Source organism: Paenibacillus tengchongensis, assembly GCF_008973665.1.
Lineage (GTDB): Bacteria > Bacillota > Bacilli > Paenibacillales > Paenibacillaceae > Paenibacillus_AQ > Paenibacillus_AQ tengchongensis.
In genome coordinates this window covers 156,964-178,006 of the sequence record NZ_WACP01000010.1, presented here as the reverse complement: position 1 = coordinate 178,006, position 21,043 = coordinate 156,964, and the positions used below count along the sequence as shown (strand labels likewise).

General features: G+C 58.1%; 25 protein-coding genes and 1 tRNA gene. 21 read left to right on the top strand and 5 right to left on the bottom strand.

All coding sequences use genetic code 11. The features are described from left to right. Window positions 1–88: 88 nt before the first annotated feature. The 10 genes from F1381_RS17715 (at window position 89) to F1381_RS17675 (ending at window position 8,509) form a co-directional block, all read left to right on the top strand. Window positions 89–502, top strand: coding sequence for a transposase (locus tag F1381_RS17715; RefSeq protein WP_151736163.1), 414 nt, complete (start codon window positions 89–91; stop codon window positions 500–502). Window positions 503–528: 26 nt separating this feature from the next. Continuing rightward, window positions 529–702, top strand: a complete 174-nt coding sequence (locus F1381_RS28390) for a hypothetical protein (protein ID WP_187355419.1) — start codon at window positions 529–531, stop codon at window positions 700–702. A 3-nt stretch (window positions 703–705) separates the two neighbouring features. Then, a tRNA-Leu gene (locus F1381_RS17710) sits at window positions 706–790 on the top strand. A gap of 462 nt (window positions 791–1,252) precedes the next feature. Then, window positions 1,253–1,861 (top strand): RNA polymerase sigma factor, encoded by a 609-nt coding sequence (locus tag F1381_RS17705; RefSeq protein WP_187355418.1) that lies wholly within the window; start codon window positions 1,253–1,255, stop codon window positions 1,859–1,861. Then, window positions 1,824–2,132, top strand: coding sequence for a hypothetical protein (locus tag F1381_RS17700; protein WP_151736161.1), 309 nt, complete (start codon window positions 1,824–1,826; stop codon window positions 2,130–2,132). The genes F1381_RS17705 and F1381_RS17700 overlap by 38 nt, the downstream gene beginning before the upstream one ends. 20 nt (window positions 2,133–2,152) lie before the next feature. Further along, complete coding sequence (locus F1381_RS17695) at window positions 2,153–3,028, top strand: ABC transporter ATP-binding protein (protein WP_151736160.1); 876 nt, start codon at window positions 2,153–2,155, stop codon at window positions 3,026–3,028. Further along, the gene (locus tag F1381_RS17690; RefSeq protein ID WP_151736159.1) at window positions 3,025–4,248 is read left to right on the top strand and encodes an ABC transporter permease; all 1,224 of its coding nucleotides are present in this window, start codon (window positions 3,025–3,027) and stop codon (window positions 4,246–4,248) included. The genes F1381_RS17695 and F1381_RS17690 overlap by 4 nt, the downstream gene beginning before the upstream one ends. Continuing rightward, window positions 4,248–4,880, top strand: a complete 633-nt coding sequence (locus F1381_RS17685) for a hypothetical protein (protein WP_187355417.1) — start codon at window positions 4,248–4,250, stop codon at window positions 4,878–4,880. Before F1381_RS17690 ends, F1381_RS17685 begins: the two co-directional genes overlap by 1 nt. Before the next feature lie 371 nt (window positions 4,881–5,251). Then, on the top strand, window positions 5,252–7,927 hold the full coding sequence (locus tag F1381_RS17680; RefSeq protein ID WP_151736157.1) for a PAS domain-containing hybrid sensor histidine kinase/response regulator: 2,676 nt from the start codon (window positions 5,252–5,254) through the stop codon (window positions 7,925–7,927). Between the two features lie 177 nt (window positions 7,928–8,104). Then, window positions 8,105–8,509 (top strand): NusG domain II-containing protein, encoded by a 405-nt coding sequence (locus F1381_RS17675; protein WP_151736156.1) that lies wholly within the window; start codon window positions 8,105–8,107, stop codon window positions 8,507–8,509. On the opposite strand, the gene F1381_RS17670 is transcribed toward F1381_RS17675, so the two are convergent. From F1381_RS17670 to F1381_RS17660, 3 genes are all read right to left on the bottom strand, one after another. After that, window positions 8,506–9,381, bottom strand: coding sequence for a TIGR03943 family putative permease subunit (locus F1381_RS17670; RefSeq protein WP_187355416.1), 876 nt, complete (start codon window positions 9,379–9,381; stop codon window positions 8,506–8,508). The genes F1381_RS17675 and F1381_RS17670 overlap by 4 nt on opposite strands. Window positions 9,382–9,460: 79 nt before the next feature. Further along, window positions 9,461–10,447 carry a permease gene (locus F1381_RS17665; protein ID WP_343043424.1) on the bottom strand — a complete coding sequence of 329 codons (987 nt, stop codon included), beginning with the start codon at window positions 10,445–10,447 and terminating at the stop codon, window positions 9,461–9,463. Window positions 10,448–10,460: 13 nt separating this feature from the next. Further along, entirely contained in the window at window positions 10,461–11,507 is a 1,047-nt protein-coding gene (locus tag F1381_RS17660) for a CobW family GTP-binding protein (RefSeq protein WP_151736153.1), read from the bottom strand. A gap of 207 nt (window positions 11,508–11,714) precedes the next feature. Here F1381_RS17660 and rpmG point away from each other — a divergent pair, with 207 nt between their 5' ends. The 5 genes from rpmG (at window position 11,715) to F1381_RS17640 (ending at window position 14,513) form a co-directional block, all read left to right on the top strand. After that, window positions 11,715–11,864 carry a 50S ribosomal protein L33 gene (gene rpmG / locus F1381_RS17655; protein ID WP_151736152.1) on the top strand — a complete coding sequence of 50 codons (150 nt, stop codon included), beginning with the start codon at window positions 11,715–11,717 and terminating at the stop codon, window positions 11,862–11,864. A gap of 44 nt (window positions 11,865–11,908) precedes the next feature. Continuing rightward, window positions 11,909–13,117 carry a GTP-binding protein gene (locus tag F1381_RS17650; RefSeq protein ID WP_151736151.1) on the top strand — a complete coding sequence of 403 codons (1,209 nt, stop codon included), beginning with the start codon at window positions 11,909–11,911 and terminating at the stop codon, window positions 13,115–13,117. A gap of 17 nt (window positions 13,118–13,134) precedes the next feature. Continuing rightward, window positions 13,135–13,404 (top strand): 30S ribosomal protein S14, encoded by a 270-nt coding sequence (gene rpsN / locus F1381_RS17645; protein WP_151736150.1) that lies wholly within the window; start codon window positions 13,135–13,137, stop codon window positions 13,402–13,404. A gap of 215 nt (window positions 13,405–13,619) precedes the next feature. Beyond that, on the top strand, window positions 13,620–13,838 hold the full coding sequence (locus F1381_RS28385; RefSeq protein WP_343043428.1) for a DUF6157 family protein: 219 nt from the start codon (window positions 13,620–13,622) through the stop codon (window positions 13,836–13,838). 51 nt (window positions 13,839–13,889) lie between these two features. Next, on the top strand, window positions 13,890–14,513 hold the full coding sequence (locus F1381_RS17640; RefSeq protein ID WP_151736149.1) for a class I SAM-dependent methyltransferase: 624 nt from the start codon (window positions 13,890–13,892) through the stop codon (window positions 14,511–14,513). Between the two features lie 55 nt (window positions 14,514–14,568). Here F1381_RS17640 and F1381_RS17635 read toward each other — a convergent pair whose 3' ends face one another. Both F1381_RS17635 and F1381_RS17630 read right to left on the bottom strand, forming a co-directional pair. Beyond that, window positions 14,569–15,375, bottom strand: a complete 807-nt coding sequence (locus F1381_RS17635) for an MBL fold metallo-hydrolase (protein ID WP_151736148.1) — start codon at window positions 15,373–15,375, stop codon at window positions 14,569–14,571. Window positions 15,376–15,575: 200 nt separating this feature from the next. Next, window positions 15,576–16,160, bottom strand: a complete 585-nt coding sequence (locus F1381_RS17630; RefSeq protein WP_151736147.1) for a helix-turn-helix domain-containing protein — start codon at window positions 16,158–16,160, stop codon at window positions 15,576–15,578. A gap of 210 nt (window positions 16,161–16,370) precedes the next feature. On the opposite strand from F1381_RS17630, the gene F1381_RS17625 reads away from it, so the two are divergent. From F1381_RS17625 to F1381_RS17600, 6 genes are all read left to right on the top strand, one after another. After that, window positions 16,371–16,658 (top strand): Dabb family protein, encoded by a 288-nt coding sequence (locus F1381_RS17625; RefSeq protein WP_151736146.1) that lies wholly within the window; start codon window positions 16,371–16,373, stop codon window positions 16,656–16,658. 16 nt (window positions 16,659–16,674) lie between these two features. Then, window positions 16,675–17,115 carry a DUF86 domain-containing protein gene (locus F1381_RS17620; protein ID WP_151736145.1) on the top strand — a complete coding sequence of 147 codons (441 nt, stop codon included), beginning with the start codon at window positions 16,675–16,677 and terminating at the stop codon, window positions 17,113–17,115. 38 nt (window positions 17,116–17,153) lie between these two features. Next, the gene (locus F1381_RS17615; RefSeq protein WP_151736144.1) at window positions 17,154–17,816 is read left to right on the top strand and encodes a helix-turn-helix transcriptional regulator; all 663 of its coding nucleotides are present in this window, start codon (window positions 17,154–17,156) and stop codon (window positions 17,814–17,816) included. Between the two features lie 141 nt (window positions 17,817–17,957). Further along, window positions 17,958–18,341, top strand: a complete 384-nt coding sequence (locus tag F1381_RS17610; protein WP_151736143.1) for a YtxH domain-containing protein — start codon at window positions 17,958–17,960, stop codon at window positions 18,339–18,341. 270 nt (window positions 18,342–18,611) lie between these two features. Continuing rightward, complete coding sequence (gene racE, locus F1381_RS17605) at window positions 18,612–19,418, top strand: glutamate racemase (protein ID WP_151736142.1); 807 nt, start codon at window positions 18,612–18,614, stop codon at window positions 19,416–19,418. 299 nt (window positions 19,419–19,717) lie between these two features. Beyond that, entirely contained in the window at window positions 19,718–20,926 is a 1,209-nt protein-coding gene (locus F1381_RS17600) for a M14 family zinc carboxypeptidase (RefSeq protein WP_151736141.1), read from the top strand. Window positions 20,927–21,043 lie beyond the last annotated feature (117 nt).

Here is a 21,043-nt window from a genome sequence, read left to right as displayed (position 1 = left end):
TATACTGAACGGACCGTATGCTGGTAGAATTTAAAGTGGACCCCCGTTAACGGACAAACGATAATAAGACCAACGGAGGTGTGTTCACATGGGAGAGCAACGACAACGGTACAACGAAGAATTTAAAAGACAGACGGTAAAGTTCATTCAAGAACAGACGAAAACATTGGGGGAACTGGCGGAGGAGCTGGGCATCCCGAAGAGCACCCTGCACCAGTGGATGGGCCAATATCGTGAGCTCAAGAACGAACCGGCAGCCAGCATAGACCGGGTGCGGGATCTTGAAGCAGAGATCAAGGACGCCTGTATTGATTCTTGGCACAGTATTTTAAAGAAGGAACTCATTTATTGTAACCCCAAGTTTAAGACTCGGGAGCAAGCTTACAATGCTACCTTTCAGTACATTGAGTTTTATTACAACCGCAAGCGGATGCACAGTGCGCTAGGGTATCTTTCCCCTGCACGTTTTGCTGAGCAATTTAATAGAAAAGTCGCAGCTTAACCGTCCACTTTCTTGACAGAGGTCCAGTGAAATATCGAAAACGAATTGCACTTATTGCTGCTGCCTATCACCCGCGCCGGCAAGGGCCGGCTTCTCCCTGGGCGGATTGGCGGGATAAAAACTTTTTAATAAAACTCTTGCTTTTTACTGCAGAAGAGTGTATATTCTTAATTACGGTGATTGAAACGCCGGATACATAATATGCGGTCGTGGCGGAATTGGCAGACGCGCACGGTTCAGGTCCGTGTGGGCTAACCCCCCGTGGAGGTTCGAGTCCTCTCGACCGCATCATTTGTTCAGAAACAGGCTTCCGATTGACAGCAATGTCAATAAGAAGCCTGTTTTTTGTATCATATAAATAGAATTTTGCGATGCAGCCACCCTTGACTTGCAGCATACTCCAAGGTGTATTGTTGCCTCAGATGCACAAGAAAGCCCCTTTTTCCGTTTTAGAACATGGTGAGAGGATTCCGCCGGCCAGTGCGCGAATAGTAACAAATGCGATCAACAGTTCGAAGCTTAAAGCATCCCGGCACCGCCGGTTTATGAAGAACAGACCCGCACAATTGCTATGGGCAGTTGACGGGCTTTTTTTATTGATTTGGACAGCAGTGTAACCATTTGTGGACCTTGTACGAATAAGGAATAGAACCACGCAGAGAGGAGGGGGACGGAACGGACGGAAGCAAGCTGGGCGGGGAAAGGCGGCCGGAGGAGCTTTCTGCAGGTGCAGCCGAAGAGGAGGAAGAGGTGCTGCGGCGGTTTCGGGCCGGTGAGCGTGAAGCGTTTGAATGGCTGGTCCGGAAATACCGGCAGCCGGCGGTAGGCTTCGCCTATCATTTGACCGGCGATTACTACATGGCCGAGGATCTGGCGCAGGAGTGCTTTGCTGTGGTGCTGGTGTACCCGGAAAAATATGATTTTCGCGCTTCGTTCAAAACCTATCTGTTCACGATTCTGCGCCGCAAATGCATTGATGACCTGCGCAGGCGGGGCAGAGTCTTGACCAGTACATACACGGCAGGCGTGGCGGACTGCAGCGAGGACTGTGCTGCGGCTTTGCGGCGAAGAGGAGCGGCGCCTGAGGCGGCGGATAATCCGGAAATGCTTGCCGTGATCCGCGAGCAGGACCGGGAATGGGCAGGGCGCCTGCAGGCGCTGAAGCCGGATTACCGGATGGCGGTCTATCTGGTGGACGTGAGCCAGTTGAAGTATGCACAGGCGGCGGCCATAATGCAGCGCAGTACAGTCAGCTTTAAGGTGCTGCTGCACCGCGCCCGCAGGAAACTCAGGCAGATTTATGAACAGGAGGAGTGGGAAGGTGAACTTAGACGAACGGGAGCAGGCATTTCTGGATGAGGTCTACCGGAAAGCCCGCCTGCTGGAGTATGACAAACGCGAGGCGGAGAAGGTGCTGCGCAACCGCAGAATGCTGGCGAGACAGCACCGGATGAAGCTGGCGCTCATCCTGGGTTCCGCAGCATCGGTTGCCGGCGCGGGCTTGTACGGGCAAGTCGATCAAGCCCTGTGTGTCGTGCTGTCGCTGCTGCTGATCGGCGCGGGAATAGCGGTGGAGAAGGCGGAGTTGACCTGGAATCCGGACAAGAGCTCCGGCAGTGGAAGTAATTAATCAGGGAAGAGGGGCCTTAAGTGGAACTGGAGATTGAGCATTTAACGAAATCGTATGGAGCCAAAACGGCTTTAAACGGAATCAGCCTGCGGATCGGAGAAGGCATACACGGACTGCTGGGTCCGAATGGAGCCGGCAAAACCACACTGATGCGGCTGCTGGCCACCTTGCTGGAGCCAAGCTCCGGCACTGCCGCGATCGGCGGGGTACCGCTGCGCGACAAAGCGCAAATCCGCCGGATGGTCGGATATTTACCGCAGGAATTCGCCGTCTACCCGGGAATGTCGGTCCTGGAGGCGATGGATTATTTGGCATTGCTGTCCGGGATGAGAAACCGGGCCGAGCGCAGACGGAGAATTGACGCGCTGCTGGAGCAGGTCAATCTGACCGAGCAGCGGCGGACGAAGGTGAAGGCCCTCTCCGGCGGGATGAAGCGCAGGCTGGGCGTTGCCCAGGCTATGGTGCATGAGCCGCAGCTCCTGATCGTCGATGAGCCGACAGCAGGGCTCGATCCTGAGGAGCGGATCCGCTTCCGGCAGCTGCTGAACCGGTTCTCCGAAGGGCGGATCGTGCTCCTCTCCACGCATGTCGTGGAGGATGTGGAATCGACCTGCGAGCAGATGACCGTGCTGCACCGGGGAGAGCTGCGCTATCATGGCCGGACCGGAGAGCTGACCGCCGCAGCCGCCGGCCGGATCTGGACGGCGGAAATGGAACGCGGCCAGTGGGAACGGGAACGTGAGCGATTTCCGGTGCTGTCCGCCGTGCCGGAAGGAGCCGGCATGCGTATCCGCATCCTTGCCGATGAGCAGCCCTATGCAGGCGCACAGCCGGCTGTTCCGACGATTGAGGATGCCTACCTGTACCTGATGCGCAAGGAGGCGGGTGTCCGGTGAAGGAGCTGATCGGCAAGGAGCTTCGCATGACTCTGCGCAGCCTGGTGTTCTACCTGTTCGTTGTGGTTTCCTGCTTCTTTTACTTTACCCAGTACGCCACCAGCGAGACCTGGAGTGAACTCGGCCCGCCGTCAAGCGCTGCTCCGCAGAATATCGGATCGGCCGAGCACCCGTTATACGGCTGGCGGGCTCCGGCCAATGTCGAGGAATTAGCCGGGAGGATGCGCCAGGAGATGGGCTGGAATCTGCAGTCGGGCACCGTCCAGAAGATCCGTATCGGATTTCTTGTCGATAAACGCCTTAGCGAGAAAGAGAAGCAGGCGTTCGCAGCGGCGGTGTCCAGACTGGAGGAGATTATCCGGGAAGCGGACAAGTACACCATGGAGGATGTATATCAAGTATCCGCAAAGCTAAACCGTCAGCTGGGCGGCAATACGCAATACCGCAGCGGGCTGGAAAGTTATGAAATGAATCTGACCACACCGGAAGAAGGCCTCGCCGCACAGAAGCTAAATTTAGCCGCCTATGAGAAGAAGGTATCCGCCGGAGAACTGCTGCCTGGAGCCGCCCGTTATTTCTGTGATTACCTGGCCTTGTCGGCCGGCGTATTTCCGGTGTTCCTGTCAGCATTCCTGCTGCTGCGGGACCGCTCCAGCCGGATGAGCGAGCTGATATACAGCCGCAGCGTATCCCGCCGGGCCTATGTCGGCTCCAAATTCATAGCGCTGGGCGCCATACTGTCTGTCGTATACCTCCTGCTGGCTGTCCTTGGTGCCTGGCAGACGGTCAGCGTACTCGAGCTGGAAGGGCAACTGGGAGAAGCGCTGGTTGCATTCCTTGGATACACAGCCTGGTGGCTGCTGCCGACGGTCTGGACCTCGGTCGCCTTTGGAATGTTCGGCTCCATGCTGTTCCGCCGGGGCATCGTTCCGATTGCCCTGCAGCTAATCTGGTGGTTTGTTTCCGTGCTGCCGCTGATGGGCTCCTATGGCTTATTCAAGCTGCTGATCCGGTTCAATTCGCCCAATGATTATGCCCTGTACCGGGACTGGATGGATGAAATCGCTCTGAACAGAAGCTTTTATCTGGTGCTGGCCGTTCTCCTGGCGGCGGGAGCCGCGTGGTTATGGGAGCGGGACCGCAGCAGGGCAGACGCCGGCGCTGTGGTCAGAAGGCCTCGAAGGGCCAAGAAGACGTCAGCCCGGGCGGAGGCGCTCTGATGCCGGGCCAAGGTACGGTGAAGCTGGGCTGGTACAATCTCAAGCTGACCGCCAATTCTTCCTGGCTGTTGTCCCTGCTGCTGCTGGTGGTAATCCCCTTCTTCATGGATCCCGGGCTGATGGGCGCCGCCCAGGCGGCCAAGCTGGGCGCGCTGCTGCTGAGCTTCATTGGGCTGATTGTTTTCCCCCACCTGGCCTTGCTGGAGGAAGGGGGGACCGGTGAGGTTGTCTTCGGCAAAGTCATCCGTCCGTTCCCGCTTTTCCTGTTCCGCTGGCTCATAACCTTCGCTTTTATTGTCCTGGCGGTGGGACTGCTGTATATGTACCTCCGGCAGCAAGGCGCGTCCGTCAGCGTATGGGCCCTCACTGCCAGTGTGGCCGTTACCGCAGCGGCGTTGGGGTCGTGCGGGATGACTGCGGCACTGCTGCTGCGCAGCCTGCCGGCCGGTTATATCACGGGATTTGCCTGGTATTTAATCGATTATTCCACGAAAGGCAAGCTGACCGGTGCTTTCTATCTGTTCGGCTTCCTGAAGCATGGCTGGGGACGGGATCAATGGCTGCTGGGCGCGCTTGCTCTGGCCCTGGCCCTATTCTGCGCCTGGCTGCTGCCGAGGCGGAGGCTGGACTGAATCCCCCTGCCCATGGCGATCCGTTCCACATGTAAAAAGCATTCTTCGCGTAACAGCGGAGAATGCTTTTTTGCGGTTATTTATTCATGTTCCAGCTCTGAGTGGTCTGCAGGATACGGTCGTAGAATTGGGCCAGGCACTACGTCCCCGGTAATAAGACAAATTCCCTGGAATATCATTTTGCGTTAGCCCTCCCTTCGTTCTTTATACATAGCCGGCTGTTTCGCAAATCCCGGTTTTTTGCGGCATTTGTCTCATTCTTCATCCCGGAACTCTGTGATAGACTTCATATCTAAAGCGGATTCGCCGAAAAAAAGGTATACTGTTAAATAACCAAAGTCCCCCAATTTTGCACAGAGGAGGCTACAACATTGTCAGATACAATATTAAAAAATCTGTATATGCGCTCCTCCACCGGGTTTGCGGCGATATCTGCCGGGGACGGCGCGGTGCGGATGGCCAATCCCGCATTTCTCCGCATGTTCGGCTATACCGAGGATGAGCTGGCGGGGATGGACTGCTTGAACCTGCTTCACCCGGAAGACAGGCGTTTGTACACCTGCGGGCAAGCGGTGGGAGCGTTGCGGCAGTGTCCCGGAGCGGAAGCCGATCTGGAGTTCCGGTTTCTGCGTGAGGACGGCGGGAGCTTCCGGGGATCCCTGCATCTCTATTTGACCTTTCGGGAGGAGGACGGCCTCCCTTCATATATGATTGCTGAACTAACCATGCTTAGGCAGGAAGAGCGCCTGATTTCGGAATATTCCCGTGACTTTATCTCCCGGAATGCTGCGGATCTTCATGCCACTTATCTGTATGCCTCGCCCGCAAGCCTCCAGATGTTCGGTTATACCCCCGAAGAGATGGTCGGCTCCCGTGGTATGGATTACGTCCATCCCGAGGATGAGCTCAAGGTCCGCGATTATCTGCGCCTCATTAGAGAGGGGCGCCGGCTTGAGCCGGTCGTTTTCCGTTTCCGCTGCAAGGACGGCTCGTACATATGGACGGAAACGACGCTGCGCTATACATACGAAGATGCGGAAGGACCCTCTGAGGTTATCGGCATAACCCGCGACATTTCCGAGCGCAAGCAATATGAACTGCAGCTGCAGCAGAGCGAGAACCGCTATAAGTCGCTGTTTGATTACAATCCGGCGGCGGTCAGTGCGATGGACTGTTCAGGACGCATTCTTTCTCTCAATGAGAGTCTGCGCAGGCTGACGGGATATTCCTGCGAAAGCCTGCAGATGTCCGGTTACAGTGACATTATGGACCCGTCCGAGCTCGATTTTGTGGCGGGAAGATTTGCAGCTGCGGCGGAAGGTATGGCCCAGACCTTTGAGAGCCGGATCATCCACAAGGACGGACACGCCGTCGATGTCGGCATCGTTTATGTGCCGATCATGGAGGTCAGCAAGGCTGTGGGCGTCTTCGCCATTATCAGTGATATTACCGACCGCAAGCGGCATCTGGATCAGATCGAGAAGCTGAGCTACGAGCATGCCCTGATTCTGAACTCGGTATCCGAAGGAATCTTCGGGATGAATCTGCAGGGAGAGACGGTCTTTATCAATCCGGCGGCTTCGGCCATGCTCGGTTACGGCCTCAAGGAGCTTGAACGGGGCGGCAGGCTGAATACGATTGGGCAGACCTGGCTGGCGGGAGAACCGTTCCCGGGCGTGCGCCATTCGGCCGAGGAGTGGCTGCTGGAGCATTTGTCCTACGAAGAGAAGGAAGGGGTATTCTGGCGGCAGGACGGTTCAAGCTTCCTGGTCAGCTACCGGATGACACCTCTGTTCGACAACGGGGTCCGCAAAGGGGCCGTCGTTGTGTTCCGCGACATTACCGAGGAGAAGGCGATCATGCGCGCCAAGGAATCCGCCGAGCAGGCGGACCGGGCCAAATCGGAGTTTCTGGCGATTATGAGCCATGAGCTGCGGACGCCGATGAACGGAATTATCGGGATGGCCGATCTCCTGGCGGGAACGGAGATGAACGAAGAGCAGCAATACTACACAGCAATCATCACCAAAAGCGGTAACCAACTGCTGCACATCATAAACGAGGTGCTGGATTTCAGCAAAGTCGAGGCCGGAATGATGACGCTGGAGCCGCAGACCGTCGAATTACGCCAGGTGATGCAGAATGTGTCGGAAATTTTTTACCCGCGGGTTAAGGAAAAAGGACTGACGCTGCGCATGGAACCGGACCCGGCCTTGCCGCCGCTGGTAGTGACCGATGAGGGCAGACTGCGGCAAATCCTCGTCAACCTGGTCGGCAATGCGGTGAAGTTCACCGAAGAGGGTGAGATTACGGTGAAGGCTGCCGCAGTGTCGGCTGCCGCACCCCATCAGGTCACGCTGAAATTTACAGTCACCGATACCGGGATCGGCATTCCCGAAGGCAGCCAGAAGCTGCTGTTCCAATCCTTCTCCCAGCTTCACCCCGCCATCAACCGCAAATACGGGGGGACCGGACTGGGCCTCGCAATCAGCAAGAAGCTGGCCGAGCTGCTGGGCGGCGCGATCGGGGTGGACAGCGTGCCGGGAGAAGGCTCGGAATTCTACTTTACGGTCAGCGCCGCTCTGCCCAGGGAGGAGAGCGGCTTCGTTCCCGGATACTACTCACAGCCGCTGGCTGCGTCTTCGTCTGCGGTGAAGTCTGCCGGACAATACGGCCCGCTGTCCATCCTGATCGCCGAGGATCATCCGGTGAATCTGGAACTGCTGAAGACGTATCTGCGCAATCTGGGCTATGCCGCCGATGAGGCGGCAAACGGGAGAGCGGCAGTGGAAGCTGCGTTGTCCCGCCGTTATGATCTGATCTTTATGGATATACAGATGCCTGTTATGGACGGGATAGAAGCAACCAGAAAGATTCGGGGAGAGCTCGGGCTGCATCCGGTTATAGTCGCCGCAACGGCTTTTGCAAGGCATGAAGACAGAGACATCTGCCTGAAAGCGGGGATGCAGGATTTCATTTCAAAGCCGATCCGCACAGCGGATCTGGAGCGGGTGCTCCGGGAGTGGACACCGCATGTCCGCAAGTAGTTGATGTACTTGCTGCGGCCAAGGGCAATGCTGAAAGCATCAGATTTAGGGGCTTCGGCATAGCCTGGATAGCGATAAAAAGGCTGCGCCAGGGTTGACAAGGCGCAGCCGGCATGGCTATATTTTAACTATTCGTAAATATTACGTTTATAAATTGGATGCGAAAGGACTACAACATTGCAAAAGCTGAAACGAGGTGATATCGTGCTGATTCTGGTCGTTCTTCTGGCGGCAGCTGCCTTCTATGGAGTGAAGTGGCTGAATGAACGCAATGAGCACTTTACGCAAGGGGAACTGCAGGCGGTCATTTCGATCAACGGCAAGACGTATCAGACGGTGCCTCTGACCAAAGAAGAACAAATCATCGACATTAAGACCAAGTTCGGCCACAACACGCTGAAAGTGTACGATTACGGCATTGAAATGACGTACTCCGATGCGCCGCTGCCGATCGCGCTGGATATGGGCTTTATTTCCCGTCCGAAGCAGCAGATTATCTGCATTCCGGCCAGGCTGATGGTCGAGGTAGTCAATCCGGACCCATCGCCGGATGACAAAGACGCGCTCGATGCGGTCATTTAATAGCCTGCTGCCGATGACAGCTCATCCCAGGCGGCTACCGAATCCGCGCTGGTGTAGACATAAGGTGCTGCGGGCTGCGTGACAGTGCGGATCTCATCCGGAACCAGCCCGATCACATCACCGCTGCCGTAAGAGATTACAGCAAGCTTGCCCCGGACCTGAATCCAGGTATCGGCGGGCAGGCTTATTGGCGTTTGCGGATGAAGCAGGATGCCTACGGGGGTAGCGTCAGCCGTACAGCACTGGACCAGAAAGCGGCTGACGGCGAAAGTTTCCAGGCCCCCGGGCCCCTTCTCCCGGTATAGGAAGCCGGTCACCTGCACGCTTTTTCCGGCAAACTGTTCCTTGTACAGGTTCATGGCGCCGACGGTTTCGGAGAAGAGCTCCGGCAGCACAGGGATGACCGGCAAGCTGTGCAGCCGGCCTGCCAGCGCAGCGAATTCAGCCTCGTAAGGGTCCTCGGCGCTGAAGCCGCCCGGGCTCCGGTTGCCGGCCTCGGGGGAGGTATAGGCGAACTCGAAGCCTTTCCGGGCGGCGGCAGCACTGCCGAGCGCCCGGTCGGGCAGCAGCAGCCCCAGCAGCAGCGGGAACAGAAAGAGGCTGTACAGCGCGCCTCCGGCAACGCCCGAGGCCGGCAGACGGTGCTCGCAGTCGCACAGGTCGCCCCGCTTGCCGAAGAGCGCCTGCAGCGCAAGGCTCAGAGCCATCAGCACGAGCGGCAGCGGGCAGAGCCTGACCCAGCGGGCCAGGCGCGGCGCGACGTAATAATGCAGCGCATCCTGCTGGACGAGATGGGCGATGAACAGGGCGAACAGCAGTAGGATTGCTGCACGGAGCATGTAGTGTACCCGGATCACACGGGGGTCGTTCATAAGCAGCATGGCCTCCTGGAACGGGGATTTCCCATAAGGATATGTCTTTGATTTGAACCGGTAATTTCGCCTGAACCGATCAGAGAACGAGCGAGAAGAGCACCGAGCCCGTAAAGACCAGGGCAAAGATCAGGAAGAAGAGCAGCAGAGCAAAGCCGGTCTTAAACAGCGACAGCAGCATCAGTGCGTTTTTGAAATCGAGCATTGGCCCCAGCACCACAAAGGCCAGCAGCGCACCCTCCGGAAAGGTATGCAGAAACGCCGAGGCGACAAACGCATCGGAGGTGGAGCAGAGCGAGAGCGCAAAGGCCAGGCCCATCATGAACAGGTAAGACAGCAGCGGTCGGTCCCCGATCGCGGAAAGGCTCCCCTGGTCGAGAAAGGTCTGGATGCCTGCGGTCAGCAGGCAGCCGATAATCAGGTACTTGCCCATTTCAAAAAATTCATCGGCGGTGTGCACGAAGACGGAGACCGCCTTGCCGCCGCGCATCTCCGGGCGGTGCGGCTCGCCGCCGCTGCGGGCCAGGGACAGCCGCAGCGGCGGCTTCTTCACCGCCGCGTACAGAACCAGGCCGACCAGTACGGAAACGGCCAGGGCAAGTCCCATCCGGGCATAAGCCAGGTCCGGATGGGCCCGGAAGGCGGTCAGCGTGGCGCCGAACACCACCGGATTCAGGATCGGTCCGGCGAGAATGAAGGTGATGGCGGAATATACCGGCATCCCTTTGTGCATCAGCCGCCGGACCAGCGGAATCATGCCGCATTCACAGACGGGAAAGATCACGCCGAGCAGGCAGCTGAGCAGAATGGCCGGCAGCGGACGGCGCGGAATCCACCGCGCCAGCGTCTCGTCGGGGACGAACACGCGCAAAGCCGAGGAGAGCAGGGACCCCAGCAGCACGAAGGGCAGCGCTTCGAGCAGGATGCCGAGAAAGGCGGTCTTGAAAGTGTCGAGATAGACATTGTCCGGCGGCGCCGGAAGCCTCTGCAGCCAGATGCTTCCGGCGGCAAGCAGGAAAGCGGCGGGCAGGAGCAGCGGGAACCATTTCAGTTTGAACGCAGACAAATTCGCCAAGGTATCAGCCGAACAGTGCGGTCCATTGCTCCGCCAGCCGTTCTTCGTCCAGATTCAGCCCGATGAAGACGACATAGGGCTGTCCCGGATAACGCGACGGCTCCCAACTCGTGCGGTTCCCGGCATATTGCACCAGCTGCACGGCAGCGTCCCCCTGCAGCCGCACATGTCCTTTGGCCCGCAGCAGGACATGCCCCCACACCCGGAACAGGCTCTCCAGCCGCTGCGGGTCGATTCCGCTTCCGCCCGCCTGGGGAAACGTCAGGGTGACGGCGGATACCTGGGAATAGGAGCCGCTGCCGCCGGGCTCCTGCTGCCCTGCCGGCGGCTCCTGCACAGCCGTTGCCGCCGGCTGCGGCGCAGCCTGGATCCGCTTCAGCGGAGCCCCGCCGGCTGCCGCCGTCCCCCGCTGCGGCGCTGTGCTGCGGGGAGCCTGCGGAGTGAGGCCTGCCAGCAGCGGGGCCAGATTAATCCGGCTGTAATGGGTGAAGACCACTTCGGAAGCGCTGTTCACTTTGCGCACCGTTTTTTCAATTTTCCAGAGAGTCTCCTGCTCGGCCAGGTCGCTCTTGTTCACGATGATCAGGTCGGCGCTGCTGAGCTGCTTGCGCAGCGTCCGGACAAGCTGTTTATCCGCAGAGAAGCGGCTGCTGTACTCCAGGGCGTGCTCCGCGTCCAGCAGGGTAACCGTGTAATGCAGCTTCAGCCTGCGGGCAAAGGCCTCCGTCTGCAGCATTTCCGCGATTTCCGCAGGGTCGGCCACCCCCGTAAGCTCGATAAAGATAAGGTCCGGCCGCCTGGCCAGCAGGTTATTCAGACTGCCCGGCAGCTCATCCTTGCGTGTGCAGCACACGCATCCGTCCAGCAGCTTTTCCACATTGACTCCGGTATGCTCCTGCAAAATATATCCGTCCACATCGCGGGCACCCAGCTCGTTCATGATCACACCGGGCTTTAAGCCGCGCGCTTTACTTTCCTCCAGCAGCGACAGCAGAAGCGTCGTTTTCCCGCTGCCCAGAAATCCGCCAAGAATCAATACAGGTATTTCCATCGTTCACCCTCCCGCTTTTGACCTCATCCTTACTTAGTTGCAAGACTTATATTTTCATATGGCTATGTATACGTGCCTTGTCCGCAGGAAAGACCTGTAAGCCTGCTGGAGGAGCAAATTTCGCCTGCACAGTTGACACCGAACGGAGGTGTGTGTAGAATGATGCTTAATCGTAAAAATTACGAATAAACAACAGGAGCTGAGTTTATGCGCGTAACGATCACCCTGGCCTGCACCGAGACAGGCGACCGCAACTATACGACCACCAAGAACAAGAAGAATCATCCCGAGCGGCTGGAGCTGAAGAAATACAGCCCGCGGCTCAAGCGGATGACCTTGCACCGTGAGACCCGCTAAGACGGCGTATTTGTAAGCTGAACCAACACATAAGGAGAAGATCCATGAAACCAATACCTGTAACTGTGCTCAGCGGATATCTGGGCTCCGGCAAGACCACCCTGCTCAATCATATTTTGCATAACCGTGACGGAATGAAGGTAGCTGTTATTGTCAACGACATGAGCGAAGTCAACGTGGATGCCCGGCTCGTGCAAGCGGGTAACACATTGTCACGTACCGAGGAGAAGCTGGTGGAAATGTCGAACGGCTGCATTTGCTGTACGCTCCGCGATGATCTGCTGCGGGAGGTGAGCAAGCTGGCAGCCGAAGGGCGGTTCGACTATATTCTGATCGAGTCCTCCGGCATTAGTGAACCGGTACCGGTCGCTCAGACCTTCACGTACGCAAACCCTGAGCTGGATATCGACCTGACCGGGCTTTGCCGGCTGGATACGATGGTTACTGTAGTCGATGCCTTCCGCTTCTGGCATGATTTTGCCTCGGGCGAAAGCCTGCTGGACCGCGGCCAGGTATCCGGCGAAGACGATCTGCGGGATATCGTGGACCTGTTAATCGATCAGATTGAAACCTGCGATGTGCTGCTGCTGAACAAATGCGATCTTGTCGGTGCTGCCGAGCTGGATAAGCTGGAAGCGGTGCTCCGGAAGCTCCAGCCTGCGGCTCGAATTATCCGGACCGTCAAGGGGGCTGTGGACCCGCAGGACATCCTCAACACCGGGCTGTTCGATTTCGCCAAGACCAGCATGTCCTCGGGATGGATTGCCGAGCTGAACAAGGAGGAGCACACCCCGGAGACGGAGGAATACGGCATCGGGTCCTTTGTTTACCGGCGTAGGTTGCCGTTCCATCCTCAGCGCCTGAGCGAATTCCTGGGCAGCTGGCCGGAACAAGTGGTGCGGGCCAAAGGGCTCGTATGGCTGGCGGCCAGGGGGGACTTCGCCGCCACTCTGAGCCAGGCGGGACCTTCCATCCAGTTCGGTCCGGCGGGATACTGGCTGGCCACCCTGCCGCAGGAGCAGCAGCTTGAAGTGCTGGCCGGCGAACCGGACATGAAGGCACGCTGGGACGAACAGTGGGGCGACCGCATGAATGAGATCGTCATCATCGGCATGGATATGGACCGCACACGTATTGAAGCGGACCTGGACCGCTGCCTGCTCAGTGCTGAGGAAATGAAGCTGGACTGGAACGGATTTGCGAACCCGCTGCCGTGGGTGGCGGAAGGGATGCTTGCCGGATATGCAGAGTAGAAAGGAAGGTGATCACCGTGGCGAAGAAATCTAAAGTGGCAAAGGAACGGAAGCGTCAGGAACTGGCGGCTAAATATGCGGACAAGCGCAGAGCGCTGAAGGATGCGGGAGACTACATGGCGCTGCAGAAGCTGCCGCGTGACTCTGCGGCTGTGCGCCTGCATAACCGCTGCGCCGTTACCGGCAGACCGCGCGGCTATCTGCGTAAATTCCAGGTCTCGCGGATTGTGTTCCGTGAGCTGGCGCTGCAGGGCCGGATTCCCGGCGTCGTTAAATCAAGCTGGTAACAGGGGAAGCCTTGAAGTTTAAGAAGCTGATCCGCGCGTATGGCGGCCGGGTGCCTCCATTTCCGCGGGACCAGCTTCTTTGGCGTGCAGGCCCGGCCGCAGAACCTGCCGCCTGTGCGGAAGGCGGGAAGCTTACGCCCAGGGGCTGGATTTGGGCAGAAGCTTGGCCTGCCAGCCGTGGTCGGGTATGATAAGAGCATCCTAAATGTGAACGGATAAGCCGGCGTGCGGAAATCTGGAGCGGGCTGTTCGCGAAGAAGCATCCCTGCCTGCGGGCATCGATGCTGCCCAAGCGGTACGGGTGGGGCGTCCACTTCAACGGGGAAGGAAGAATTGCTTTATACGCGATGGAGTCGCCGGAATACGACCATTACGCGGCGGGCGGCGAACCCGGAGTGAAGCTGCTGGACGCGATGCGCAGCAAACGGGGCTGAAGGCGGGATAGGATGTGCAGCCAGTGAACAATCATGAAGGAGCGGATTGGAATGTCGAACTATTGGGAGGAGCGTTTCGCACAGGAGGGCATGATCTGGGGGACAGAGCCCAGCTCTTCTGCTTACGCTGCCTTTGAGCACTTTAAGAACGCGGGGGCTGCAGCGGTGCTGGTTCCCGGCGCCGGCTACGGCCGGCAGACCAAAGTGTTCTCCGGCAGCTTTGCTACATACGGAATTGAAATCAGCCCGGCAGCGCTTAAGCTCGCCGCCGAATGGGATCCGGACGCGGTGTTCATTGCCGGGTCTGCTCTGGAGACACAGCTGAAGACCCCGGTGGATGCCGTGTACTGCTACGATGTGCTTCATTTGTTCCTTGATGCGGAGCGCCGCCGTCTCATTGAGGTATGCCTCGGTCAGGTACGCAGCGGCGGGCTGCTCTACTTCACCGGCTTCTCCGACCAGGACCCGATGAACGGGCAGGGCCCCCTGCGCGAACAGGGAACCTACGAGTATAAGGCCGGGAAATACGCCCACTTCTTTAGTGACCGTGATTTGCGCGCGCATTTTGCCGGTACGGACATTCTGGAGACGGGTTCGTTCACCGAGCTCTTCCACAGTGTGCAGGACGGCAGTCATTCTTACAGTCTGCGCTATATCCTTGCCCGCAAGAAATAGAGGAAAGGCACGCTTGAAAAGAGAGCCGGAGGGTAATCCTCCGGCTCTCTGGGCTTTATACGTACCTTCCTTGCGCGGGCAGCTCCTTCTCCTTGAACGTCCGGCACAGCTCGGCAAGCTGCGGGCCGAGCTGCGGACCGTCCGCCGGCAGCCCGTGGCCGGGCAGCAGCACCTGCGGGTCCAGCAGCGCCAGCCTGCGGACCGACTGCTCGGCGGCCTCCCAGTCTGTGGTGAAGTAGGCCGGCGGCCCGTGCAGCTCCTGGTGCTGCGTAACTACCGCCAGCGCCGATTCCTGCTTGACGGTCAGCAGCGCATCGCCGGAGAGCAGAACCCGGTCCCCGCTGCGGAAGAGTGAAACATGCCCCGGACTGTGGCCGGGGGTATGCACCCATGCCCAGCCGGGGGCGCCGGGAACGCTGCCGTCGTCCGGCAGCGCCTGAACCGCCGGGCCGAGATCGATGGCCCGGTGCGGATAAAGCGGGGCGGCCGCGCTCATCAGGCCGCCGCCTACGGATGGGTCGGCAGGCGGATAATCCTGCCGGCCGGTAAGGAAAGGCAGCTCCTCGCGGTGCGCATACACGGGCGTTCCCTTCCATTCCTCCAGCAGCTCCCGCAGGTTCCCGACATGGTCGAAATGGCCGTGGGTCAGAACAATGGCCTGCGGCGCGCCCGTGAAGAGGCGCTCGGCCATCCGCACAATGGCGCCGGCAAAGTTGCCGAGGCCCGCGTCGACAAGAATCCAATGTTCCGGGGACGAAGAGACAAAGGCGAGATTGGCAAACAATGTGCGCAGCCCGCATACCCCCGGTGCCACATCCCAGCTGTCCGTGAGGCCGGCTGTCACAATACCGTTGAATTCCATAGCACACCTCCTGGATATCATATGAGCATTTCCTTGCTAGTATGGCCGATTAGCCTGTAACTCACGCTTACCGGGGAGGTAATTCTCTTTGCGGTTATGCCGAAAAAGGCCCTTCTCCGGTTGACAGAGACAGGACCATATCTTCGAACGATCTCTAAAATATGTGTTGAATTAACTGGAGGCGCCATTCTTTACAGCGCCTACTTCGGTTCACAATCGGCAAACAGAATGCTGCGCGGGATGCGGAAGAACTGCTCGGCTTTCTCCTGAAGCGCCAGGGAAGGCAGATGGTTATGGTGCAGCCATTTGCGGAAGGTGCCGGGATGAACGCCGATCCAGATGCTGACATCGGTTACAGAGAAATCGTAAACCATACATAGTCCGGTCAGTATTACATTGCTGCGGGGAGAGCCGGCCGCCGATCTTTTCATAAACCGGGATGGGGTCGGCTGGCAGACAATCGGGCTTTGGCGCAAAAGCGCTTCGTTGAACAATACATGCTGCGGATATCCGAGCAGACGGCAGGTCTTATCCATATTATTCCGTGAGGGGATCCGGCCCTCGTAGACCCAGGCGCTGACGCTGCGCGAGGAAACGGAGAGCTCTTCGGCCAAGCGGGACAGCTTAATATCCTTGGCCATCAGAATAGCCAGCAGAACACGGTTGCGGATTTGGCTGCGTTTCGGACGGCGGAACCGCTTGACACGAACACCTTGTCCAAGATATTTGCGGTTGATCAGCGACCAAGCCTGAATGTTGTGAGATTCTGGTTGATTCTTAGACATACTTCCTCCGAAATTTTTAAAGATATACTACAATACTTTGCGGGACGCTGCAATGGTTAATGCTGTAATTGCTTACATAAGAGATGAAGTTTCTTTCAGAAGCGGTGCAGAAGCGGTGGTGTTATGATATATTTTTATAAAGATTGCTCACTTTCATACCTTCCGGGACGCTTCCCGGCCATAGAATGAATCAAGGGGTGTTTATTGAAGATGATCAAGCACATTGTGTTTTTTAAACTGAAAGACCGTTCACCGGAAAGTGTGGAGACCACAGCCGCCGTACTCCGCAATATGGAGGGCAGAATTCCGCAGCTGATTTCCATCGAGGTCGGCACGGATATTGTGCATTCCGAACGGTCTTTTGACATTGCGCTGGTGACCGTGGTGGCTTCGCTTGAGGATTTGCAGGCCTACCAGGTTCATCCCGCCCACAAAGAGGTTATCGTTCACATCAATGAAGTGAAGGAGCTTTCGGTAGCGGTAGATTACGAGATCTAGGAGCGGAGGGTCAGCCTTGTATTATGTCAACCGGAAGCAAATCGAAACAGTACTGAACCAGATTGAGGATATCAACTCCGGCTTGCGGCGGACGGCGGCGGAATGGGACGGAAGCTTGCTGCAGGGGCTGGTGCAGGAACGCTGCCTGCATTTGGCGATCGAGGTGGTAACCGATGTCGGAAGCTGTCTCATCGATGGCTTCATTATGCGTGACGCAGGCAGCTATGAGGATATTATAGCCATTATTTTCGGGGAAAAAGTGTTTGAAGACGCCGGCATGTATGCGCTGCTGATCGAGCTGGTCGGTCTGCGCAAGCCGCTGGTACAGGATTATTTTACGTGGGAACGCCTGGCGCTGCACCCGCTGGCCAAGACGCTGCCGGATGTGCTGGAGCAGTTTGCGGCAAGTGTACGCAGCTACCTGGACCGGGAGCTCGGCGCCGGACTTCCGCAGTAATTTACGGGATAGAGACAAGAGGAAAGGAGGCATGAGAAATGAAAAAGGGGCAGGAAAGCGGAGCGACCCGTCGCCATATTATGACCCTACTGAAAACAAAAGGGCCGCTGACGATCGGAGCGCTCGCCGAGGAGCTGGGGATTACCGAAATGGGGGTGCGCCGCCATGTGCTGCAGCTGGAGCAGGAATCGCTGGCCAAAACCAAAGTGGTCCGCCAGGCCATGGGCCGGCCCCTGCATGTCTATTCGCTGACGGAGAGGGCCGAGGAGCATTTTCCTAAGAGCTACCATAATCTGGCGCTGGAGCTGCTGCGGGAGCTGGACCACGGAAGCGGGCTGGAGGCTGTCCATGTGCTGTTCGAAGGCCGGCGGCGCCGGATGCTTGCGCAGTATTCCCCGATGATGGAGAACCGCAGTCTGGAGGAGCGTGTGGCTGAATTGTCGGCGATTCAGAATTCCGGCGGCTATATGGCGGAGTGGAACCAGGAGGAAGACGGCTCCTATACGCTGCGCGAATACAACTGCCCGATCCGTCAGGTAGCTGCCCAGTACCGTAAAGCCTGTGAATGTGAGCAGGGGCTGTTCGAGGAGCTGCTGGGCGCCAAGGTTACCCGGAGTGAATGTATGGCCGAAGGCGGGCAATGCTGCCGTTACGCGATTGTTCCGGGGACAGCACTCAAGGGCAGCAAGGCTGCGGAATAGTGGCGGCGCACATATAAAGATTTTGAGTTCAGCTTATTCAGGTGTCACCAGACATGCTCTCATTGCTTATGATATAGCAGAACTAGGCGAACGCCCGGATGCTCCAGGCACCCGGCAACCGAACTAAAGGAGAGATGAGCGATGAAAAAAGACACCAAAAGCTTGCTTTGGGGACTGCTGGCCGGTGGAGTGGCCGGATCGGTGACGGCGCTGCTGCTGGCTCCCAAGCCCGGTAAAGAGCTGCGCAAGGATATTGCCGACGGCACTGCCGGAGCGATCGACAAGGTGCAGGGAATCGCCACCCAGGCAGGGGATAAGAGCGCGGAGCTGTACGGCAAAGCCAAGGATGCGGTGGGCTCGGTCGTAACCGAGATCAAGGAATGGCGCAAACAGGTGCAGGAAGAAGAAAGTCAGGAGGAGACCGCCTCCGTCAGCGGCATTTTCACAGAGGAAGAAGGTTTGACAGCTGAGGCTGCTGACCGCACGGACACCATCTTAGATACGGATGCGGCAGCGCAGAAATAAGCCGCAGAACGGAAGCTGATAGGCCGCTTATCACCGTATGGTGAGGAGCGGCTTTTTACTTTTCCCGCTGTCTATACAAAGCGCCTGGCTCCGTCCGATACTGAGCCCCGTTCAGCGAGTGTTCTGGATGCCTATGCTTAGCCGCCGTTACCCTTCCCTTGAACTGCGGAGCCAAATGGGGTATCATCAGCAATTGGGGCATCGCCCAGGTACCAATTCATTTAGCCTTACATAAGCTACACAAAACAAGTAAAAGGAAGCGGTGTGTTCGTGCAGCAAGCGATAGCAATATTGGACTCGGGAGTAGGAGGACTTACCGTCGTCAAGGAAGTAATGAGGCAGCTCCCGCGGGAGAAAATCATCTACTTCGGCGATACGGCGAGAGCTCCGTACGGCCCGCGTTCAACCGAAGAAGTGAAGTTATTCACCGAACAAATCGTGGACTATTTAATTCAGTTTAATCCGAAAATGATCGTCATCGCCTGCAACACTGCAACGGCGGCCGCGCTGGATTACATTGCGGCCAAAGTGCCGATGCCTGTCATCGGCGTCATTCATCCGGGTGCGCGCGCAGCCATCACGGCGACCAAGACGGGACGGATCGGCGTCATCGGAACCATTGGAACCATCAACAGCGGGGCCTATACTGCGGCTCTCAAGCAATTGTCGCCCTTTGTTCAGGTAGTCAGCCAGGCTTGCCCGGCACTGGTGCCGTATGTGGAGCAGGGATTGTTCCGCACGGCAGAGAGTGAGACGGCGGTGGCGGAATCGCTGAATGGAATCAAATTTGAGCCGATCGATACCCTGATCCTCGGCTGTACGCATTACCCGTTCCTGATCGACCCGATCGGCAAAGTGATGGGACCCGGCGTGAAGCTGATCAGCTCCGCAGACGAGACCGCCAGGGAGATCAGCACGATCCTCTACGACAAAGGCCAGCTGGCCAGCGGGGACGACAGTCCGATTCATCAGTTTTTTTGCAGCGGGGACGCCGAAATGTTCCAGCGGATCGCCAGAGACTGGCTCGGCGAGCAGCTCCAGCGTGTTCCGGTGGTTTGGCAAATATCTACATTATAATTAGTCCGGGTGAAAGAAATATGGACAATCCCCTGAAGCGGGGATGAAGCATGGGGCCGCCCCTTCAAAGTCGTCAGCAGGCTTTGAAGGGGCGGCCCCAACCGTTTCGGACAGCACTCCAGCGCTAGGGGGAACAGGCTGGCCATTCATTTTTGTATACGGTTACATTCCTTGCGCATTTCGTTCATGCAGGGGGATAAGGTGAGCATAGAATGGGAAGAAGGCTGTGACCCGTTGTCGCGCATGAAAGCTTAGCGAACAGGGATTACGGCGACTAGAGGGCCGGGAGGATGAGGAAGATGCAGCAGTATATAGCCCGTAAAGGAGATACCGTCAGCCGGATTGCCGCCAGGCACGGACTTGCACCGGAGCATGTGATACAGGGTAACCCGTGGGCGGGGAGCCAGCCCTATTTATATCCAGGTCAGATACTATACCTGCCGAACGCCCCGCGCAGGCGCTACCGTGTTCAGGAGGGCGACGATGCGGCATCCGTCGCCGCACTGTTCGGCATCGGTATGGACGAACTGGAGCAGGTGAATCCGGGCATCAGCTCTGCCCGGCACTGCCGGCCCGGCAAAGAGCTGGTTATCCCGCAGGCTGCCCCCCGGCATATAGTGTACCTGCGGGGCGAATACGGACCGCAGGAGCTGCAGGAGGATATCGGGAAGCTGAAGGCATGCTTTCCGTTCATCGGGCATGAGCCGGCCGGTACCAGCGTGCTGGGCAAGCCGCTGCATCTGGTGAGGATCGGCGAGGGACCGCGCCACCTGCATGTGAACGCCGCGCTGCATGCCAATGAGTGGCTGACCTCGCCGTGCCTGCTGGCGTTCATCGAGCAGTACGCGTCCGCCTATGCGGCTGGCCGGAGCTGGCATAACCATGACCCTGCAGACTGGTTCCGCGGCTGGACGCTCTGGGCTGTGCCGATGGCCAATCCGGACGGCGTGGAGCTGGTCCAGGAAGGCATTCTGCCTGCAGACGCCCGTTATGCGGAGCTGATGTGCTGGAATTCCGGCAGGCGCAGCTTCCGGCACTGGAAAGCGAACATCCGGGGTGTGGACCTCGGCGACCAGTTTCCCGCCCACTGGGAGGAGGAGCAGGCGCGGCGCGGAGTTCCGGGTCCTGCACCCCGCGATTATGGCGGAACGGCACCGCTCAGCGAGCCGGAGGCCTCTGCACTGGCCCGGCTTGCCGAGCGGTACCCCGGGGACGCCGCCGTCTCGCTGCACAGCCAAGGGAGCGAGATCTACTGGAACTACCGGGGATATGAGCCGCCTGAGAGCAAGGCGCTTGCCGCTAAGCTCGCGGCGGCCAGCGGCTACAGGGCCGTGGAGCTGACGGGCAGCGACGCCGGCTATAAGGACTGGTTCATCCAGCGGTTCCGCAAGCCCGGCTTCACCGTGGAGCTGGGCAGCGGCAGGAATCCCCTGCCGTTAGCCGATTATGAGGATATGGCCCTGGAGACGGGACTCATTTTGGCGGCGATTCTATCAAATTTCAATTAAAATTGAAACATTTGCTGTAAATTTGCGTAATATACCTCCAAAGGGCACGGCCGCCATCCACCTTATCCGGCGCTTCGCGGTCGCGCCCTTTTCTGATGCGTGTCATCAAGGACAGGA

Bases quoted from the DNA above. Each gene is read 5' to 3' on its own strand.
- F1381_RS17715 (WP_151736163.1), top strand. From the start codon at position 89: ATGGGAGAGCAACGACAACGGTACAACGAAGAATTTAAAAGACAGACG.
- F1381_RS17685 (WP_187355417.1), top strand. From the start codon at position 4,248: ATGCCGGGCCAAGGTACGGTGAAGCTGGGCTGGTACAATCTCAAGCTG.
- F1381_RS17670 (WP_187355416.1), bottom strand. From the start codon at position 9,381: ATGAACGACCCCCGTGTGATCCGGGTACACTACATGCTCCGTGCAGCA.
- F1381_RS17660 (WP_151736153.1), bottom strand. From the start codon at position 11,507: ATGGAAATACCTGTATTGATTCTTGGCGGATTTCTGGGCAGCGGGAAA.
- rpmG (WP_151736152.1), top strand. From the start codon at position 11,715: ATGCGCGTAACGATCACCCTGGCCTGCACCGAGACAGGCGACCGCAAC.
- F1381_RS17650 (WP_151736151.1), top strand. From the start codon at position 11,909: ATGAAACCAATACCTGTAACTGTGCTCAGCGGATATCTGGGCTCCGGC.
- F1381_RS17640 (WP_151736149.1), top strand. From the start codon at position 13,890: ATGTCGAACTATTGGGAGGAGCGTTTCGCACAGGAGGGCATGATCTGG.
- F1381_RS17635 (WP_151736148.1), bottom strand. From the start codon at position 15,375: ATGGAATTCAACGGTATTGTGACAGCCGGCCTCACGGACAGCTGGGAT.
- F1381_RS17630 (WP_151736147.1), bottom strand. From the start codon at position 16,160: ATGTCTAAGAATCAACCAGAATCTCACAACATTCAGGCTTGGTCGCTG.
- F1381_RS17625 (WP_151736146.1), top strand. From the start codon at position 16,371: ATGATCAAGCACATTGTGTTTTTTAAACTGAAAGACCGTTCACCGGAA.
- F1381_RS17615 (WP_151736144.1), top strand. From the start codon at position 17,154: ATGAAAAAGGGGCAGGAAAGCGGAGCGACCCGTCGCCATATTATGACC.
- F1381_RS17610 (WP_151736143.1), top strand. From the start codon at position 17,958: ATGAAAAAAGACACCAAAAGCTTGCTTTGGGGACTGCTGGCCGGTGGA.
- F1381_RS17600 (WP_151736141.1), top strand. From the start codon at position 19,718: ATGCAGCAGTATATAGCCCGTAAAGGAGATACCGTCAGCCGGATTGCC.